Here is a 19,137-nt window from a genome sequence, read left to right as displayed (position 1 = left end):
CACATCCTAATGAAACGGAAACATTGTTTCATTATACGTTTGTTTGCCCGTCGATAGCCAGAGCGCCACGTCATCGTCAGTCTCGTCAGGTTGTCAAAGGCCCCCGACTTTCTTTGAGGATCAGGTTAATGGCTTCCATTACTACCAGTGTCATACTCCTACGCTGGCCGCTGCTGAGCGCGGTGCTGATGTTTTTAGCCAGCTCGATGAATATTCAGCTGCGTAAAAGCGATTATGCCGGATTAGCGGTCATCTGTAGCTGCCTGGGGCTGGCCGCGGCCTGCTGGTTTGCCACCGGTCTGCTCGGCATCACGCTGCTGGATGTAGCCAAAATCTGGGGCAACATTAAAGACGTCATGGTTGAAGTGATGAGCCAGACGCCGCCAGAGTGGCCAATGATGATGACCTGATAGTAAAAACGCTTCCCATCGGGAAGCGTTTTTACTGGCGGGCGGCCTGCGCGCTATTTCCCCATTTTTGCCAGCATTTCCGGGCGCATAAATTTATGAATAACCAGCATAAACAGCAGCGACGGAAGTAACAAAATCAGCGCAGTAATAGACGAAACCTGATAGTTCCCCGACATGCTGGCGTTGTATAGCAGCAGCGGCAGCGTGGTGATATCCGGCGCGCCGACAAAAAAGGTGCCGGTGAACTCATCCAGCGACTCCAGAAAGACAAAGATGCTGGCGGCAATAATCCCCGGCGATGCCTGGGGCAAAACAATATGCCAAAACGTATAAATCGCTCCGGCCCCCAGATTACGTGACGCTCTTGCCAGCAGCGGATCGACGGCTGAGAATGCCGCCACGCAGATCCATACCGAATACATCAGCCCGTGCACGCTGTGCACCAGCACCACGCCGGCCACGGTGCCGTTTAGCCCCCACTGATAGAAAAGCCGGGCAATATTCATATACACCGTCAGATTAGGGAACGCCTGCGGGATAAGAAACAGCAGCATAAAGCATACCCGCAGAGGCATTCCCCGTCTTGATAACGCATAGCCTGCGGGGATCGAAATCAGCAGGCACACCAGCACCGACAGCACGGCAATCAGCACGCTGGTCAGCAAAGAGCCCGAGACGTCGCTATAGGGGCTGAACACCTGATACCAGTATTTCAGCCCCCACTGGCTGGGCAGGCTATGGGGAAAGAACCAGCTTTCGGCCACCGTCCAGATAAGTAGATTCAGCAGCGGGCCAAACATCGCCAGCAGCATCAGAACCAGCAGCAGCGTCTGCAGCGGCAGGCTGGCGCTCAGCTTTCTCCGCCCTTTCGCCAGCAGCGTCGCAGGTGGTGTCATCCTAACCTCTTTCATTATTCTCCTCCTTTTTGGCGCAGGCTGTGGCGCAGATAAAACCACGACAGCGCGCCGCAGATAAGCAGCGAAACGACGCCCAGAGCATTAGCCACGGCGTAATCCCCGTAGGAGTTAACGCGAAACGCCATATCAACCGTGATCATCGTCGGCGTACCGACGCCTATCATCAGCGGCACGGACAGCACCGACATCATGGTGACGGTCGAGAGCACCAGCGCAACGCCGATAGCGGGCAGCACCTGCGGCAAAATAATATCGAACAGGATCCGTGGACGAGAGGCGCCCAGGTTGCGCGCCGCGAGAATTTGCGACTGCTCAAGCGCCGCCATTGCGCCGCAGATAAGCAGCGTAGCGAACGCCAGCTGCTTCCAGACAAACGTGATAATGATGCCCTTCCAGCCCAGCCAGGAGATAGTCTCCATCGGCGTTAGCAGATCGCTGGCGACCAGGGCATTGTTCATTAAGCCGTTTTTAGCCAGAAACGTCCGCATCATCTGCGCCGCAACGATAAAAGGAATAAACAGCGGCAGCCGATATAAAAATGCCAGCATCCGCACAATCGGCCGGCAGGAGGACAGGGTAATAACGGCGGAAAGGGTGATGGAAATGAGCGCCAGCAGCGCCACGGAGCTCAGCACGACGATCAGCGTAAACAGAATATCGTTGGAGTAGAGCGCGTAGACTTTGCGGAAGTGGGCCAGGGTTAGCTGCTGCGCATCGTTGGTAAAGGCGGCAATCAGCGAGAAGCCCAGCGGATATAAAAACAGAACGGCGATGGTCAGCGCGGCGGGAGCAACCAGCAGCAGATATTTCAACGAAATACGCATAGCAAACCTGATATCAGCGAGGAGAAACGCCCGGGCCGACGCTGTGTCGGCCAGGGCATCGACAGAGATTAGTTGGCGACCTGGCTTTCGTAGCCTTCTTTAATATCGTCAAAATAGGCGGTAATCGGGAAGCTTTTGCCATATTCCGCCAGCGCCTGCGGCGAGATCTCAGCAAACAGCTTTTGCCACGTCCCGGCATCCAGCTGCGGTTTAACGTGCTGCGCATCGATGCCCGGATACCAGTTAAACTGCTTAACGATCCCCTGCGCCTGAACCTCCGGGCTGGTCGCCAGCTCGATAAATTCGCGCGCCAGCTGCGGATTCGCCGCCTTCGCCGGAGTTACGTAATACATCGGCTGTCCCGGCATGCCCGGAGCCAGCAGGGACAGCTTGATCGACGGCGGCAGTTTGCCCTGATCTTTCCAGCTGTAGAACATGTCCACCCATACCGGCCCCATCGTGATCTCCCCGCGGGTCAGCATATCGAGCGTCCCGGCGTTCCCCGGCGTAAAGGTGACGTTTTTATTAAAAGCCTTCAGCTTTTCATAGGCCTGGCTCCAGTTCTTCTCCACGCCTTTATCATACGGCAGGGAGGAGAGACGCTGCGCGTCGGTGCCGTAAGCATACATCCAGCCCACAACGAAGCTGACCCCGGACATGCCGTTCTTAATCCCGTTATAGCCGAAAGCCTGCGGGTTTTTCTGCGCCCAGGCGACCAGCTCATCGTAGGAGGCCGGCGGGGCTTTGATCGCCTCGCTGTTCCAGGCAATAGCGGTCTGGCTTAAAAACATCGGCATCACATAGCCGTCGACGTTAACGCCGAGGGCGTTTTTAGCGTTGTCGGCGGTGACCAGGCTGCCGGTCTTAATCTGCGGGCGGTATTTCTCTAACAGCCCTTTTTCCACCAGCTCGCCGCCGGCGTTTTGATGCACCACGGCGACGTCAATATCCCAGCTGCTGGCGCCGCTCTCCTTCTGCGCCGTCAGCTTTTCGATAATTTTGTTCGATCCCGCGTCCCCCGGCCCGGTGCCGATGACCTGCACCTTTACGCCCGGATGAGCGGCCTCAAACTTTGGCCCCAGCCAGGTTTTTACGTAATCCACCATATTCTGATCGCCCGCCGTCGCGACGTTCAGGATGGTGTCGGCCTGCGCGCCGTAGCTCAGGAGTACGGCAGTCGCTATCGCAACGTTTGTTTTAGTAAACATGGTCTATCCCCAGAATGAACACGATGATGTCAACTTGCATGAGATGAAGGAAAAATATGCAGCGCCGGCGTTGGCACGTGCAGCCTGACCGGCGAACTGGCTGGCCAGCAGCGGGTAGAATCCGCCAGCAGCAGGCGATCGCGACAGCGCACGCTGTGGCGATATAAATGGCCGAGGAAGGCGCTTTGTTCGACGATACCGTCAAGCGTCAGCCCCTCCTGCGGCGCGCTATCCGCTAATGAAAAGAGCGCCGCGTCGGTACTGCGGAAATAAATCACCTGCTCCTCAGAATGCGCATCTGAATATACCGTCGGGGTGCGCCAATGAATGCCGTCGAGGGAGCGGATATCGCGGGTATTTATTTTATTATCGGCCCCCATAAAATCGGCGACAAAAGGCGTAGCCGGACGTTGATATATATCTTCCGGCGTCCCTAATTGCTCAACTCTTCCGTTATTTAATACAGCGATACGGTCAGCCATCACCAGCGCCTCCTGCTGGTCATGGGTGACGATTAATGAGGTAAAGCCGAGCTTCTTTTGCAGCGCTTTTATTTCATGACGGACGTTAAGGCGGACTTTGGCATCCAGATTAGAGAGCGGTTCATCCAGCACCAGCACGTCCGGCTCAATCGCCAGGGCGCGCGCCAGGGCAACCCGCTGACGCTGACCGCCGGAAAGTTCGGTCACCTTCATTTCCGCCAGGCCCGGGAGGTTGACGATATGCAGCAGCTCCGCCACCCGGCGGTCGATATCGTCGCGACGCCACCTGCGCAGCTTCAGGCCGTAGCCGATATTGCGAGCCACCGTCAGATGCGGCCACAGCGCATAGCTTTGAAAAACCATCGTAATATTGCGCTGCTCCGGCGCGCTATGGGTGATATCCCTTCCGGCGACGACGATATCCCCGTTCTGTACCGGGATAAAGCCGCAGAGCGCATTTAGCAGCGTGGTTTTCCCGCAGCCCGATGGCCCCAGCAGGGCGATCATCTCGCCCTTCTCTACCGCCAGATCGATATTATGCAGGACAACCTTATCGCCGTAGCTAATTCTCAGATGGGCAATTTGCAAATAGCTCATATTCGGTACCCAAAACTCTTCTGTAGGCATTTTTTATTTATTCGCGCCAGGATGAACACGTGTTCATTTGGCTGTAAAAAAAATGCAACGTTGACTCGACATGATGTGAGCCTACTTTGTCGGGTATTTGTGACAATTTAATTAAGTGCGAAAATTTTTTGGCGAGGGTAAATGAAAATAGATGTTCTTGGCTGCGGTAGCGCGTTCTCAGAGAGCCAAAATACCTCTGCGCTGCGCATTATTGATGATGAAAATCGTCAGTGGCTAATTGATTGCGGCCCCACTATCCCCCGCGCCCTGTGGCAGCAAGGGGGCGATATTAACGATATCGATGCCATTTACTTCACCCACGTCCACCCGGATCACTGTACCGGCCTGACGGCGCTGCTCAACTACTGGAAAAGCTTTTCCCGCCATAAGCCGCTGATTATCTACAGCCAGCCGCAGCAGCGTCCGGTGCTGATGCAGCTGGCGCAGCTGGCAAACTGGCCGGACACCACGCTGTGCTTTGCGATTGAGTGGCGCGACAGCGCCCCGGCATGGACGTGGCACGACTGGCAGATCCGCACCGCCGAAACCCAGCACGAGCTAACCAACCGCGCTATCCGCATCACCATCGCCGGGAAAAGCCTGTTCTACAGCGGCGACGGCCGCCCGACGCCGCAGTCGATCGCGCTGATGGCGGGCGCAGATCTGGCGTTTCAGGAGTGCGCTTCGCTCACCTCGCTGAGCGATGACGCCTCCCACGGCGATTTCCCGGCCTGCCTGACGCTGTTTCAAACGCTGGCGCTGCCCGCTATGGGGCTGTATCACTGCTATGACGCGATTCTGCCGGCGCTGCGGGTGGCCTGCCGGCCCTGGAACGGGTTGTTCGTCAGCCGCGACGGCTTACAATACGATCTTCATCAGCCACCGCGCAGCGGCGAGGAAAGCCCGGCATGAGCGCACTCCCCCGAAAACAGAGCATCACCGCCCAGGACGTTGCCCAGCGCGCCGGCGTCTCGCGCGCGGTCGTTTCCCGGGCGTTGAGTAATAACGGCAGCATCTCTCCGGTCACCCGCGAGCGGGTGCTGCGCGCTGCGGAAGAGCTGGGCTATCAGGTCAACTTTCTCGCCCAGGGGCTCAACCGCCGGCGCAGCCACCTGATCGGGGTGATCGTTTCCCGCATCAACGATCCGTTTCGCAGCAGCCTGCTCGACGGGCTGCTGAGCGAGATCCAGCGCCGCGATTTTCAGGCGCTGGTCAGCGAGATCCGCAGCGAGCAGGATCTGGCCCAGACCCTCCGCCGCTTTGCGCAGTTCCGCGTTTCCGGGGCGATCGTCACCTCCGGCCAGCCGCCAGAGTCGCTGGTCAACGAGTTCGCCCAGCAGCAAATTCCGGTCGTCGGCATTAACCGCCAGCCGAATATTCCCTGCGTCGATTACGTCTGCTCGGATAATGCAGCCGGGGCGACGCTGGCCGCAAAGCAGCTGGTGGCGGCCGGCTGCCGCCGCTTTGGCTGGTTAAACCATCGCCACTCTACCTGGGCCGGACAAATGCGCGGCGAAGCGTTTTATCAGGCGCTTACCGAACTTGGGGTCGATACGCGGCGCGATCTTCAGCCGCTGTTTGCCTCTCTTGAGGGCTATGAGGGCGGCCTGCAGGCCGCCGCCGACGCCGACGATGCGCTGGAGGGCATTTTTTGCGCCAACGCGCAGCTGGCCTGCGGCTTTCTCGACGGCATGCGCCAGCGCGGCAAACAGGCCCCGGCGGATTTTCAGCTCATCGGGTTTGATAACACGCCGCAAACGGCCCAGTACAGCTACCAGCTCACCACCCTGCATCAGGACGTGGCGGAGATCTCCCGCCAGGCGCTCACCCGCCTGCTGGAGCGGGCCAGCGATCCGCTACAGCCTTCACGCACCACGTGGGTGAAGGTCGATTTAATTCACCGGCGCACGTCGCCATCAACCACATAAGAGCCAGGCTATGACGGAAGAACAGCAGCAATCGCTATGTAATTTGATTCGCCAGTTGGGCGCGCGCGCGCAGGAGCTGCGCGATTCGGGACTGCAGGTAGATAAAAAAGCGCGCCAGGATTTTGTTTCGCAGGCCGACGTTTTTGTCGAGCAGCAGATCAAAAGCTGGCTGGCAGCCCACCGCCCCAACGATGGTTTTCTCGGCGAAGAGAGCGGCCTGCAGGCCGGAGAGCAGGGAACCTGGGTAATCGACCCTATCGACGGCACCACCAACTATATTCTGGGTATGGATTACTGGTGTATTTCTCTGGCCTGGGTCAGGCAGGGCGCGCTGGAGCTGGGAATTATCTATGCTCCGGACCGGAACGAATTTTTCTTTGCCCGCCGCGGCGAAGGCGCATTTCTCAACGATAAGCGCCTGGCGCTGCGCGAGCCGGACCCGGAAACGGTGGTTATTGGCATGGGGCGATCCAGCCGGGCGCCCGCCGCAAACTACGCCCGCATGCTTGAGCGGGTGATTGACGCCGGCATGGAGTATCGCCGCTTTGGCGCCGGGGCGCTCATGCTGGCTCACGTCGCCGCCGGCCAGGTGCACGCCTATTATGAGGAGCATATGAACAGCTGGGATGCGCTGGCAGGTATCCTGCTGATCGTCGAAGCGGGCGGCGCGAGCAGCGACTTTCTTGCCAACGACGGCCTGTTCAGCGGTAACCTGGTGCTGGCCGGCTGCCCCGAGGTTCAGTCGCGCCTGATGGCCCTGACTGGCAAATAGCCGCCCGCAGATGGCTACGGGCAGTCGTTGGATATTTTGATAAATTTGTCGTTGTAAATAATGTACTTATCTCCAGGCTGCCGCAGTGCGGCCTGGCGCACCACGTCGCCAGGGCGTAAATACCAGGCGTCGCCGTCCTCTTCCGTTGCATCACATCCGGGCTTAATCAGCAGCTTAAACCAGGTGTTGCCGCTATTGCTGACGGTGCCCGCCTGGCGGTCAAAGGCCCACTTAAACGCTACCTGACGCGGACGCACCGCCATAATGGTCTCCACCACGACCACCGGGTCGATGCTCACCGCCGCCCCAGCGGTATTGCGCTCGACGCGGTTGCGGGTGGGAATTTCACGAAACGAGACCCGATAGTAGCGCTCGCGGTTGTCCTGGGGACCGTGATAGTAGAATTTAAAATATTCCCCCTCTCCCGCCTGCAGGGTCAGCTGGCGCGGGGCGAAGAGCAGCTCGCCGTCCGCCGGGCGGGAGCGAACCTCTTTCCCGCCCGGACGGTCAATACCGACCACCGAGACCTGATACAGGCGGGCGCTGCTGTTATTATTCAGCACCCGCTTCGCGGCAAAGCTCTCTTCCGCCCCCAGCGAGAAGGTCAGGTTACCTACCGATATGGCCTGTCCGACCGCCGGCAGGCAGAGGGCCAGCAGCCACGCCATCGCGCGTATCGTATTAGTTAACATTTCGCCACGTCGCCTGAACCCGAATTTCACCTGAAGCGCTCACTTCCCCGAACCAGCCGTCATCATCAATAGTTTTCAGCGAGATCCCGTCATTCATCGGGATGGAGAACTTCACCGTGGTTTTATTCATCACGCCAGGATCGCCTGAAGCATCGTTCCACGGCGTGCTCATCCACAGCGCCTCGGTCATGTCGCGCCAGCTATCGTCACAGCCGGCATCGTAGGTTTTGTTGCCGCCGCTCTGCGTCGTGAAGGTCAGCGTGGCCGGGAAAGGCACTTTCGTCGCATTGTCCGCGGAGCTGAAGATGCAGTATGAACGCCCGCCGATGGTCTGCGCCGGGCCGTTAACCTTGATCAGCACCTCATCGGCGGCGGTCCTGCCGCTGGTGGTGACGATATAGCCAAAATCCAGCGAAGGCCGGCCCTGCCCCACGTAGCCCTCGCGGGTCGGCGCGCTGATATACTCATCGGAAATAATGCTGATACTGAAATCGCGCGGCTTGATAATCAGGGCGTTAGAGGTAGAAAACTCATACCAGCCGGACTCCGGCGAAGTGGTGTTCTGGAAGCGGAAGTTAAACAAATCTTTGGTATTTATATCGCTGATCCCCAGCGCGACCATTTGCTTAAAGAAGTTATTCGAAAAGAAAATGTAAATTGAGTCAGAGGACTTCATTTCATTGAAGTTGTAATAGTATGCGATGCCGCTTACCGGTTTCCACGTATTACCGTTGAGGCTGAACTGCATATCATAGATGCCCACCGCAGAGACCAGCGACGAATTGCTGATGGCGGGGAAAATATGGATAGAGGCATTGCTCAGGCCGTTGTTTTCCAGAGCATAGTTAACCATCTTGCAGCTCAGGCCGGAGCGGGTGCCGATAGTCTGAGGCTGGCAGTTGGTGCTCCCCTCACCGACCGTTGGCACCCCGTCAGTGTTGATAAATACTTCGGTAAGGGAATGGGTGTTCAGCAGCCTTAAATTTGCGGCTTTGGTATGGGTGACCTTGCGGGTATACCAGCTCCCGGAAGCCTGATCCTTACAGCGCGCCCCGCTGCTGGCATCGTAATTAACGGAAGTCTGGCAGCCGTTGATGGTCATGGAGAAGCTGCCGCCTACCGGCATTTGCTGCAGATACTGGTAGAAGGCGTCGGATAACATACCGTGCATCCATTTAGCCCCGCCGGTGGTAACCGTCGCGCCATAGAAACCGCTCGCATCCAGCACCGGCGCCTGAATCAGGCTGGTCGCCATATCGCAGCCGGCGTACCAGTTAATACAGCGCAGGCCGCTCAGCGGGTTGGATACCGGCGAATTCTCCAGCCACATATCAAACTGCCAGTTGGCGTTCAGCACCGTGTTGTAGCCGTTATCGATATAGCCCAGGCTCTGCTGATAGATAGTGCCGGTACCGGTATACTTCAGCCCGGTCCAGCGGCTGGCGCCGGTCAGACGCGGGTCGAGTACGCCGCCTGGGGTGACGAAGAAGTTATCGTCAGAGTTGTTTTCCACAAACACATACTGCACCGCCACCGCATCGGGCCAGTTCGTTTTGGACACCGCCGCATAGGCCCGCGTCATTGCGGTCAAGGCGAGCAAAATCGTCAATAGCACACCCCATTTAGCCTTCATAATTCTCTCCCGTCGACAGGTTGCTGGCGTAGGTTTTCAAGCCGTTACAGGTCACATCGCCGACCCATACCGCCCCGCGCGCTTTGTTAATCTCAAGCTCCACTTCGCAGCGCTGGTTGTTGCCGTAGCTGAAGTCGATGGTCGGGAATTTTTTATCTACATCCATCACAAACTCGCCGTTGTCATCGGTGCGGGTACGCCCGATGTGGTTATTAATGTGCGCATTGGCCAGCAGCGTGCCGTCTTCGGCGCGAATACGCCCGGATACGGTCACCATCTGCTTCACTTCCGGTTCGATAACCGCCACGTTGCCCGGATAGAGGGTCAGGCGGCTTTTGCGGCTGCTGACGATGTCGTAGCTGTCGAGCGAGTTTTTGCTGTTCTGCAGCTCTACTTCGTAGCGGCTGTAGGGCGAGAGCGGCAGATAGTTACGTTTACCCGAGAGCTGGAATACCCGCCCGTTAACCTTGGCGCTCAGCTTGCCGTCATCTTCAAGACCGGTATTAAAAATCACCCCGGCGTTACCGTCGGTACGCCCGCTGGCGGCAATATTTTTACCCTGCCAGCCCACGCTGCCGTTGGCGGTCAGGTTGGTGTTCACGTAGCCATCGGTGCCGCTGTTAACGTTCAGCGTCCCGCTGGAGTAACGGGTATCGAACCGGGCATAAGCGCCGCCGCTCAGGGTTTTGTCATCCCCGGTGTCGCCGGAGATTGCCCGGGAGATATTGGCGCCGACGGTGCGGATCGCGCTCCCTTCCTCAAACTGCTTGCGCGCCGACAGGTTGGCCATGGTGTAGCCGTTCTGGTGGGTCATCCCGGCGCTAAACCAGTTGCCGAGCGGCAGAGAAAAGTCGAGCGCGATATATTTCCCGGTGCTGGCGCCGCTGTTGCCATTATTAAAGCGCTGGACCCCCGCGCGCAGGCCCAGCGAACCGTAGGCGTTGCTGTAGAGGGTCTGATAGTAGTCCGCGGTGTAGTAGTGGCTGCTATAGCGGCGATCGTCGTTATAGCTGATGCTGAAGGTGCCCAGCTTTGACCACAGCGGGTTAAGGTTCAGCGTCCCGCCAATCGCCCGGTTATCGGCGTCGCTGCGCCGCAGCCTGTCGCCGATTATCGTCTTTTCCTGGTTGACCCAGATTGAGCTAAAGCCGCCGGGCAGCGTGGCGCTGACGCTGCCGATACTGCTCCACGAGCTGTCGCTGGCCAGCATATTTTGCAGGTTGACGTTGATGGATTGCGTCAGCGGCAGCGTCAGCCGGGTCTCGCCAACGGCGTTGCTATCGTAGCCGTAGCCGGTTGCGGCCCAGCTGAAGGCGCCCACCGAGCCGGTTGCGGAGGCCCCGGCCAGCCAGCTCTCTTTGGCAGGCAGCGTCTTTCTGCCGCCCTCTGACCAGCGGTCCATATGGAAGCTTCCGCCCCAGACCTGCCATGCCAAAGGCGCTCCGGCTCCGCGTCCCCGGCTGAACAGCTTGTTTACCCGCTGGATGCGTTTACTGACCACCCGGCCGTTGACGATAACTTCAACATCAACATCGTAAATCCCGTACGACAGGCCGCGGGTATCAACCTCATGGTTGCCCATCGTAAAGTTCTGCACGCTCAGCAGGCGGCCATCGCGCGACAGGTGCACCTCGCCGGCGGAGGGTAAGAACGCGATAATCGGCGTGGCCGACTGGGAGTTATCAAATACCGTCGAGCTGGCCTGGTTGCCCCAGGAGGCGCCGTAAATTTTCCCTGCCGAAATGGCGGTCATCGGACCGAGGGACTGCAGGTTCCACGTATCGAGCATCCCGCCCGCGAAGCGGTGACCGGCGAAATCACGCTCGTACATCGCCTTATACAGCTCGCTGTCCTGATTGCTGGTTCCGGCGCCGTACAGCGAGCCGTCCAGCACCAGATGATGCTCGCGCAGGGCGGTAACGCTGTTCATCGACAGATAGCTGGAAGTGCTGTTGCCGGCGTTGCGCATCTGGTTGTTATAGACGCCGAGGTTATAGTTCAGGGTGCTGCTGAGCGCGTTAACGCTGGACTGACCGATATCTTCGCTGCGCGATCGCAGCACGGTGCCCAGGGCCTCTTTTTTTACCACCAGCTGGAGCAAAAGCTGGCGCAGGCTGAGCTGCAGCTGCGCGTCGGCGGTGACCTTAATGCGCAGATCGCTGTCGAACGACTCGTTCGCCAGCGAGGACAGCATCTGCCGGGTTTGGGCGCTAACGGTGGCATTATTATCGCTCTCTTCCAGCCGGATCTGGCGTACGCGCAGCACGCCGTTATCCAGCCAGATAAAAGCGCTACCGAGGCGCTGATCGTCCTCGTTTCCCTTACTGCCTTCCAGATGAATAAAGAGCGGGATGCTCATCCCGTCCTGTAGCGCCTGGCTAAACGCCCGGGGAATAATTACGCCGCCGATTTGCGGTATCTGCTCCGGGGCCGCGCTGACGCTTAGCGGAACAGAAAAAATCACCATACCGTAAGCCAGGAGCGCTTTCAGCTCCGGGGAAATCCGTAGTCGTGGCATAAGCTTATCCCGTCAGCATCATTGTTATTTTACGGGAACAAACTGCTCGCCTTGCCAGAGAGCGACCCGTCCTTTTTTATCGGCAAGATTGACGCGCGTGAATCGGCGCTCTTTACCGGGCATGAGGTAATAATTTTCTTTGCAATCTTTGCCGTCCGCCGCCTTCAGGCATGGGCCGTAGGCGAGAATACGCAGCGTCGCGTTTCCGCTATTCACCAGCGTTCCGTTGGCGTACTGATAGCGGTAATTCGCCTTGCGGGGAGCAACGACCAAAATGGTGCCAATACGGGCCGATGCCGTCGCTACCGCGCTGCGGGCTGCGCCATTGCGCTGCGCGTCGCTTAGCGCCTGATCGAACCAGACGATGCGGTAATAGCGCTCTTTGTCATCCGTCGGGCCTTTGTAGAAAAAGCGAATAACATCGCTGCTCTTCGCCGGCAGCAGCAGGCTGGCTGGCGTAAGCAAAACTTCATCCTGGCTTTCCATCGGAATGACGCTGCCGCCATCAAGCGGTGAGGAGAGGCGCTCCATATGGATATTGATCAGACGTCCACTCTCGGTGGTATTTTTTATCTCTTTGCTGAGCACGCTGCTGTCGCTGTTCATAAAAGAGGAGATATCGCCAACGTCCAGCGCCTGGGCCGGCATAATTGCGCAGAAACAGAGGCCAATAGCCAGAATACGGTTTTTCATGGGAATTCAATCCGTGAAAGAAAGCAGGGGGAACTCCCCCCCGCTTTGTGCTACAGGGAAATCAGCTGGTCCAGGTCGCGTCGAACTGTACGCTGACGTCGCCGCTCCAGATCCCTTCCGGCAGCGTGCTGTAATCCGTTACATCCGTAGTGCCGTCGAGGGTGCCGCTAACGATAGAGAAGTTGAAACCATCCTGAGCGGTCGTACGGCCAGTCTGGTCGTAGCCATTAGAGAGCGCGCTGAGGTTGCCGCCCAGTACGCCGTTTGCGGTGTCGATCATGATGGTGTCAGCAGATTTCTCTACGGACGCGCCGTTATAATCAACGCCGACGCTCAGCGTAGAGCCAGAGGTGTCCAGCTGAGTCAGGGTATTGGTGATCAGACGGGAAGTCAGTTTAAAGTCCGTTGCGGTAGCATCGCCTTCAATCGCAACATCAAACAGGCCTTTCTGCGAGTTAAAGCCTTTGATCCCTTCAGCATACTGGAAAGCCAGGCTGCCCAGCGGAGTGACAACCAGCTTGCTGGTGGTATCTTTTTTAGCGGTTGCAGACCAGGTCGCTACTGCCTGAGCCGTAACATCAGCGGCCTGAACAGCGCCAACACAGAAAGTAGTAATCAGAGCTGCTGCCAACATTTTCAATTTCATATTTGTCACCTGATAAAGATAAGAGGCTTTTTATGGCCCATACTGTTCCATAGTTCTTTATGGAATGATCGCCTTTAAGAACCACGGGTCCTTAAAAACAAATACTTTAATAAATCGACAGGATGTGCTTGTCAGGCCGATTAAATAAATCGCACCCCACTCTTCGATGCCGGCAGAATAAATCGCATCAGGGCCAGCATCGTTATGTTGTTGGTGTTAATTAAACCGACTTTATTGCTGGTATTACTTTTATGTAAGCTAATCGTCTTGATGCTTAAACCGAGCATCTCCGAAATATCATTAATCAAATTACCGATAATCATTAATGACATTATTTTTTCTTCCCGTGCGGTCAGGCTTCTCTTTCTTATTTTATACTTTTTAAGTTTTAACATGTTCTCTACCGCCTTGACGCTGGCATTGGCCGAGAGAAAATAAATATCATTAATGTCCGAAACGTCGCTAACAAACTTTGCATCCGGTGCCACAACAACTTTCGCCAGGCTATTAGAAAGATAGTACCTGTAGAAACATAATATATGGTCTAAGTGTGAAAAATGGATAATCACATAGTCTTCAGCACTCAGCGCCATACACTGCTCACGGGCATTCGCACTATCAAAACTACCGGCACAACCGATATAACAGAAGTCATCGGCCAAATGGCTCAAGCCCTGCATAAAGAAATAATTATCAGTTACAATCAGTACAGCCATAATAACCAGCCTCTGTTCCATTGGGCCAACCAGTCCGAAAAAAACACCTCCACGACGCCTTCTTTATTGATTATATCGGACTCGTAACAACAACCTGGCACGATCTTGCTATTTATTAACATTGTTATCGCAGGACGACCACATCCTTTTATTAATATTGTTACGTCACCGCCGAAAAACTTTGTGTAGCAATAATAGTCGTAGCGCTCATATTTTATTACTCATAAAGTTATGAAGTGTAAAGAAATCACATTTGTTGATTTTATGTAAAAACGTAACTCATTGAAAATAAAATGATAAATATCCTTAAGTTAACAAATATGAGGCCTTTTATAACAAACATCCTGGTGGATTAAGATAATTCTTAGTTATGAATGAATGCTGCGGGTAAGCTTTAATGCTAGTATCGCAATATCAAATCTTAGATAAATATCAGCAGCGGTAACTATTCTCACGATAAGAAACGATATATGGATACTATTTACGTTATCGAGAACACGATCAGGTTCAACCCTACGGCGCATACTCTGCATTCTATAGAAAACAATGAGCGTATCACTCTGGCAATTCCAGCAAGCCTTTGCTTTGTTTTATTAATTAAAAACCAGGGCAGAATAGTCACCCAGGCGGAGCTGTTGCATAACGCCTGGGGAGAAAGAGGGATGAACGTTACGCCGAATACCCTACACCAAAACATCTCTCTGCTACGCAAATCACTAAATCGCCTGCAGGTTAACGGCACCATAATTCAAACGATCCCGAAACGGGGGTTTATGATTGCCGATGAGACCGCCATTTTGGCTCAGCGTATTGAAAACAAGCCGGGGCCCAAAGGCAATAGTGAACAGAATGTTGAGGAAATTGTTAATAACCTCCACCAACCTCCGGCAGTAGAAAGCATCGACCTGCAGCGACAAGACCCGGGACCTCCTCAGGATAACGTATCGTCACTGCCGCCAGAAAAAGAACACAAGATCTCCCCGCGAATACTCTCTGGTCTCAGGTTCGCCGGAAAAGAAAAAGGAACATGTAAAATTGCGGGTTTCGCAAGCCTGCTGGCGATAGCACTGTTCGTATATATTTATTATTTTACTGAAACTCGCGCGCCTTTCGCCTCTTATACCGAACTGGCCACTCCCGGTGCCTGTACGGTGTTTCGCAATGATGATCTAAGATTTGATGAGTTTTTTATTCATTTTCTTCAGGAGAAGCACATCACCTGTTCCGATGGGCAAACGGTATATATTACCAATCACTATCCGTCGAGCAGAACGTCGCTGATCGTTTGTCGCTATCCGCTTAAATCAAGCAAGAAGTCATTTTGTACCTCATCTTACTACTTAAAATAAAACACAACATCGGTATATAAAATGAAGAAAGTAATAACTCTCATAATCATTGTTATGATGATCGGTGGTACCATATATTACATTAACTTCCGCGAAGATGATGATAGCATTGACTGTAACTCTGCCTTTTCGATTATCAATGATGATGAAGTGTTCTCCTTTTCAGTTACGTTTTTCACTAAAAATGGTAATGGTCTAATTACCTTTAGCGGCAATTCCGGAAATGCACGGGATAATATCATCATTCGCAAATACTTCTCTTACACTAAAAACAAGAGCAACATCTATATTTTCAAAAACAATAACTCAAACATGAGAACCAGCTCACCGGCATTCTCTGAAAAGTTCGATGATATTTTCCCGCCATTCTTTACAGAAATTAGCAAGGAAGATAACTTCATTATTAAAATAATAAAGGTAAAGTCTGATGCGTGGGTATTGATGTCGACAAATACGCCCTATTTCGTCTGTGAAAATACCCGCGCTTAATAGCCGCCAGTTTAGCATATAGCCTGGCGTTGATAGCTGACAGGACATCGTTTAATGACACAGTGCGGCTGGTAGCAGCAACCCTCTGCGGTCGTTGCACCGAAGTCATAGGGGCAGGATGGCCGCTCTCTCAGCGCCTCCCACTGCGTATCGCTGTAGGTCGCAATGTTATAAACTTTAAAGAAGTGGTATTTATTGTTTATCAGAACCTTAGATGAATACAGCTTCATTGACTCGCCGGGAATCAAAAGAATATCCGCTTCATACCAGATGATAAATTTTAAAAACCGTAATCCGCATATACTGGAGAACGCCACCCCAGAATGCGGGCATATGATTGTATTAAGAACCGTCCATTTCATATTTCGTCCTTGTATCCTTGGCCTGCAACCATGTGTCCAGAGATAGCAAATATTATAATTAATCGCAAGTCCTCACCGCAATAATGTGATATGCAACGGCCCCCCGTAAAAACCGATCCAGCCATTTACAAGTAACCACCCTAATATTTAATACGTAGATAAAGACCCTACAAATACATATTTATAGATAAAGCCAGAAAATCATAAAATAACCCTGCATAACTTTACAAAAAAATATTGAGGCGGAATTCAGATTAAGCAACGAGATAACGGGAAAACAGACTATTTTCGGGTCAGAGCTCTCACTTTCCCGCTGGCGGGAAAATAACCGCCGGGGGAATGTGAGTCGATCCGCCCCGCCCCCCGCTGGGTGAGTGATAACACTCCGACCGTCATCATTCACGCAGCGGCGTGGTGGTCGCAGGGCTGCTCTTTGCCTCCGCTTACCAGGTTTTGCCGATATTAAACTGGAACTGCTCGGTCTTATCGCCATCGTACTTTTTAAACGGCTCAGCCCATGAGAAGACCAGCGGGCCTAGCGGCGACATCCACTGTACCGCAATCCCCGCCGACATTCGGATATGCAGCGGGTCGCTATAGTCCGGGATCCCCGCAGCCAGCGTTTGGGCGCTATTCTGCCACGAGGTGCTCCATACCGTTCCCGCATCGACAAAGAGCGAGGTCCGCAAACTGTCGGCGTATTTGTCGCTAATAAACGGCGTAGGAATAATAAACTCGCTGTTCAGCACCGCCATCGCATTCCCCCCTACCGCGTCGGAAGAGGTATCCAGCGGGCAGCCGCTATAGCTGCTTTCAGAACCATTACAGCGATAGTAGGCCGCTTTCGGGCCGATGGTATTTGAGGAGAAGCCGCGTACCGATGACGATCCGCCGGCGTAGAAATTATCGTAAAAGGGCACGGCGTTACCCTGCAGGCCGCCGGCATAGCCCGCTTTCAGATGCTCCATCCACACCCAGCGTTGGCCTTCATTTAGCGGCACGTACTGGGTGGTATCGAGGGTCAGCTTGTAATAGCTGTTATCAGATCCCGGGACGGTCACTTTGCCACTCAGGCTGCTTTTGTTGCCGGAGCGGGGGAAAAACCCGCGATCGAGATCGTTATAGCTCCATCCCAGGCTGACAAAAAAATCATTGGCGCTATATTCCGCCCCGCTGTCGCCATCTTTGGTCACCACCTGCGGATAAATTCCCCGCGAGTTAAGGTAATTCCAGGTCGTGAGCTCCGGTTCCATATTGGTCAGGTGGTTGTGGACATAATCGACGCCCAGATTCAGCGAGTTATTTTCGCTAATCGGGAAGCCGAGATTGCTCCCAATGCCGTAGCTCTGCTGGTTATAGCTGCCGGAGTCGGCATCGGAGGCGTCGTAGCTGTTATAGAAAATTTTGCCGCCCAGGCTAACGCCGTCGACGGTAAAATAGGGGTCCGTCGCACCGAGCTCAACATAGGACTGATAGCTATTGCGGGTCCCGTTAAAGCTGACGCTGTTGCCGGTACCCAGCCAGTTATCCTGGGTCACTCCCAGCTGGTAGCTGACGCCGCTATCGGTACCAAACCCCAGACCGACGTTAAATGAGCCGGTATTACGCTCTTTAACCCTATAGACGACATCAACCCGATCCTGGCTGCCGGCAACCGGGGTTATCTCTTTCTCAACGGTCTCGAAATAGCCCGTGCGGTCAAGGCGCTCTTTTCCCTGCTGTACCTTTTCATCATTGAGCCACGCGCCCTCCATTTGGCGCATTTCACGGCGTAAAACGGCATCGCGCGAGGTATCGTTGCCGATAAAACGAATCTGCCGTACGGAGTAGCGGCGGCCGGCCTCAACGTTAATACGCAACGTCACGCTTTTCTGCCGATCGTCAATTTCGGCATGCGTCGCCACCTGCGGCCAGGCATAGCCATATTTACCGAAGCGCTTTTTAATCGCGTTTTCTACTGCGGTAATCTCTGCTCCGCTATACCACTGGCCGGACAGCGGCTGGGCCAGCGCATCAATTTCCTGGCCATGCGTGGCCATATCCCCCGTCACGATGGTGCGGTTTACCTTATAGCGTTCCCCCTCCGCAAGGTTGACCGTAAGATATAGCGATTTTTTATCCGGGGTAATACTGACCTGGCTGGAATTAATGGCAAAACGCGCATAGCCGCGATCGAGATAATAGCTGCGCAGCGTTTCAAGGTCGGCCGCCATTTTTTGTTTTTGATATTTTTTATCACCGACGACATTCCACCACGGAACATGATCGCGCAGCTGAAGCTGGTCGAGCAACGTTTCTTCACTAAATACTTTATTGCCAATAATATTAATCTGGGCAATAGTTGCCGACATCCCTTCCTGAAAGACGAATTTTAAATCTACGCGGTTGCGCGGCAGCGGCGTCACCACCGCATGGACCCTGGCGCTATATTTTCCGACGCTGTAATAAAAATCCTGTAATCCCTTTTCTATTTCGCTGAGAGCGTTACGATCCAGCGCGCTACCCGCCTCAACCCCGCTGGCGGTTAGATTATCTTTCAGCATCTCGTCTTTAACCGACTTATTGCCGGCAAAGCTTATGCTGGCAATGGTCGGGCGCTCTTTAACCTGTACCACCAGCGCACGGCCATCGCGCAGGATCTGCACATTCTCAAAGTTGCCGCTGGCATACAGGCCGCGTATCGCGTCGCTGATATCGTCATTGGAGACCTCTTCTCCCGGATGAACGGGCATGCTCAACAGTGCCGCTCCCACGGTAACGCGCTGCAGGCCCTCAAAGCGAATATCATCAACAGGGTTCGACGTTGCGGCATAAAGCGTTAAGGGTGAAATCAATAATCCGGCAATGATATTTGTTTTCTTTAGCATGGGC

The 19,137-nt window shown here is 54.5% G+C and carries 18 protein-coding genes; 6 read left to right on the top strand and 12 right to left on the bottom strand.

Annotated elements, in window-relative coordinates:
- The first annotated feature begins 128 nt into the window (after positions 1 to 128).
- A complete protein-coding gene (locus GO007_RS25785) occupies positions 129 to 410 on the top strand; it encodes a YjcB family protein (protein WP_095104949.1) in 282 nt (93 codons plus the stop codon).
- A 53-nt stretch (positions 411 to 463) separates the two neighbouring features.
- Here the strand turns inward: GO007_RS25785 and GO007_RS25780 are convergent, their stop codons facing one another.
- From GO007_RS25780 to GO007_RS25765, 4 genes are all read right to left on the bottom strand, one after another.
- Entirely contained in the window at positions 464 to 1,321 is an 858-nt protein-coding gene (locus GO007_RS25780) for an ABC transporter permease (protein ID WP_189339923.1), read from the bottom strand.
- Complete coding sequence (locus GO007_RS25775; protein ID WP_095104947.1) at positions 1,321 to 2,151, bottom strand: ABC transporter permease; 831 nt, start codon at positions 2,149 to 2,151, stop codon at positions 1,321 to 1,323. Before GO007_RS25775 ends, GO007_RS25780 begins: the two co-directional genes overlap by 1 nt.
- A 68-nt stretch (positions 2,152 to 2,219) precedes the next feature.
- The gene (locus GO007_RS25770) at positions 2,220 to 3,359 is read right to left on the bottom strand and encodes an ABC transporter substrate-binding protein (RefSeq protein WP_095104945.1); all 1,140 of its coding nucleotides are present in this window, start codon (positions 3,357 to 3,359) and stop codon (positions 2,220 to 2,222) included.
- A 29-nt stretch (positions 3,360 to 3,388) separates the two neighbouring features.
- Positions 3,389 to 4,438, bottom strand: a complete 1,050-nt coding sequence (locus GO007_RS25765; protein ID WP_095104943.1) for an ABC transporter ATP-binding protein — start codon at positions 4,436 to 4,438, stop codon at positions 3,389 to 3,391.
- Positions 4,439 to 4,609: 171 nt separating this feature from the next.
- Between GO007_RS25765 and GO007_RS25760 the strand changes: the two genes are divergently transcribed.
- The 3 genes from GO007_RS25760 to GO007_RS25750 are packed head-to-tail and all read left to right on the top strand — an operon-like array spanning position 4,610 to position 7,168.
- A complete protein-coding gene (locus tag GO007_RS25760; RefSeq protein WP_095104941.1) occupies positions 4,610 to 5,380 on the top strand; it encodes an MBL fold metallo-hydrolase in 771 nt (256 codons plus the stop codon).
- Complete coding sequence (locus GO007_RS25755) at positions 5,377 to 6,396, top strand: LacI family DNA-binding transcriptional regulator (protein ID WP_095104939.1); 1,020 nt, start codon at positions 5,377 to 5,379, stop codon at positions 6,394 to 6,396. The genes GO007_RS25760 and GO007_RS25755 overlap by 4 nt, the downstream gene beginning before the upstream one ends.
- A 10-nt stretch (positions 6,397 to 6,406) precedes the next feature.
- Entirely contained in the window at positions 6,407 to 7,168 is a 762-nt protein-coding gene (locus GO007_RS25750; protein ID WP_095104937.1) for an inositol monophosphatase family protein, read from the top strand.
- 14 nt (positions 7,169 to 7,182) lie between these two features.
- On the opposite strand, the gene GO007_RS25745 is transcribed toward GO007_RS25750, so the two are convergent.
- The 6 genes from GO007_RS25745 to GO007_RS25720 form a co-directional block, all read right to left on the bottom strand.
- A complete protein-coding gene (locus tag GO007_RS25745; protein WP_095104935.1) occupies positions 7,183 to 7,860 on the bottom strand; it encodes a fimbria/pilus periplasmic chaperone in 678 nt (225 codons plus the stop codon).
- On the bottom strand, positions 7,850 to 9,442 hold the full coding sequence (ecpD, locus tag GO007_RS25740; RefSeq protein WP_223261833.1) for a fimbrial adhesin EcpD: 1,593 nt from the start codon (positions 9,440 to 9,442) through the stop codon (positions 7,850 to 7,852). The genes GO007_RS25745 and ecpD overlap by 11 nt, the downstream gene beginning before the upstream one ends.
- Positions 9,443 to 9,482: 40 nt before the next feature.
- On the bottom strand, positions 9,483 to 12,011 hold the full coding sequence (locus GO007_RS25735; RefSeq protein WP_095104931.1) for a fimbrial biogenesis outer membrane usher protein: 2,529 nt from the start codon (positions 12,009 to 12,011) through the stop codon (positions 9,483 to 9,485).
- 24 nt (positions 12,012 to 12,035) lie between these two features.
- A complete protein-coding gene (locus GO007_RS25730) occupies positions 12,036 to 12,704 on the bottom strand; it encodes an EcpB family pilus assembly chaperone (RefSeq protein WP_095104929.1) in 669 nt (222 codons plus the stop codon).
- A 61-nt stretch (positions 12,705 to 12,765) separates the two neighbouring features.
- Positions 12,766 to 13,350, bottom strand: a complete 585-nt coding sequence (ecpA, locus tag GO007_RS25725) for a common pilus major fimbrillin subunit EcpA (protein ID WP_095104927.1) — start codon at positions 13,348 to 13,350, stop codon at positions 12,766 to 12,768.
- Positions 13,351 to 13,490: 140 nt separating this feature from the next.
- Positions 13,491 to 14,087, bottom strand: a complete 597-nt coding sequence (locus GO007_RS25720; RefSeq protein ID WP_223261832.1) for a LuxR C-terminal-related transcriptional regulator — start codon at positions 14,085 to 14,087, stop codon at positions 13,491 to 13,493.
- Between the two features lie 449 nt (positions 14,088 to 14,536).
- On the opposite strand from GO007_RS25720, the gene GO007_RS25715 reads away from it, so the two are divergent.
- A complete protein-coding gene (locus GO007_RS25715) occupies positions 14,537 to 15,415 on the top strand; it encodes a transcriptional regulator (RefSeq protein WP_095104925.1) in 879 nt (292 codons plus the stop codon).
- 21 nt (positions 15,416 to 15,436) lie between these two features.
- Positions 15,437 to 15,904, top strand: coding sequence for a hypothetical protein (locus GO007_RS25710; RefSeq protein ID WP_198389070.1), 468 nt, complete (start codon positions 15,437 to 15,439; stop codon positions 15,902 to 15,904).
- Between the two features lie 11 nt (positions 15,905 to 15,915).
- On the opposite strand, the gene iraM is transcribed toward GO007_RS25710, so the two are convergent.
- Together iraM and bamA are read right to left on the bottom strand one after the other, a co-directional pair.
- Positions 15,916 to 16,266 carry an anti-adapter protein IraM gene (iraM, locus tag GO007_RS25705; RefSeq protein WP_095104922.1) on the bottom strand — a complete coding sequence of 117 codons (351 nt, stop codon included), beginning with the start codon at positions 16,264 to 16,266 and terminating at the stop codon, positions 15,916 to 15,918.
- A 443-nt stretch (positions 16,267 to 16,709) separates the two neighbouring features.
- On the bottom strand, positions 16,710 to 19,133 hold the full coding sequence (bamA, locus tag GO007_RS25700; RefSeq protein WP_095104920.1) for an outer membrane protein assembly factor BamA: 2,424 nt from the start codon (positions 19,131 to 19,133) through the stop codon (positions 16,710 to 16,712).
- Positions 19,134 to 19,137: the final 4 nt, after the last annotated feature.

The organism is Klebsiella sp. 10-1 (genome assembly GCF_009758445.1).
Classification (GTDB): Bacteria; Pseudomonadota; Gammaproteobacteria; order Enterobacterales; family Enterobacteriaceae; genus Klebsiella; species Klebsiella scottii.
Note: the sequence above shows the minus strand (reverse complement) of the source record. Positions and strands in the feature narration are given on the sequence as shown.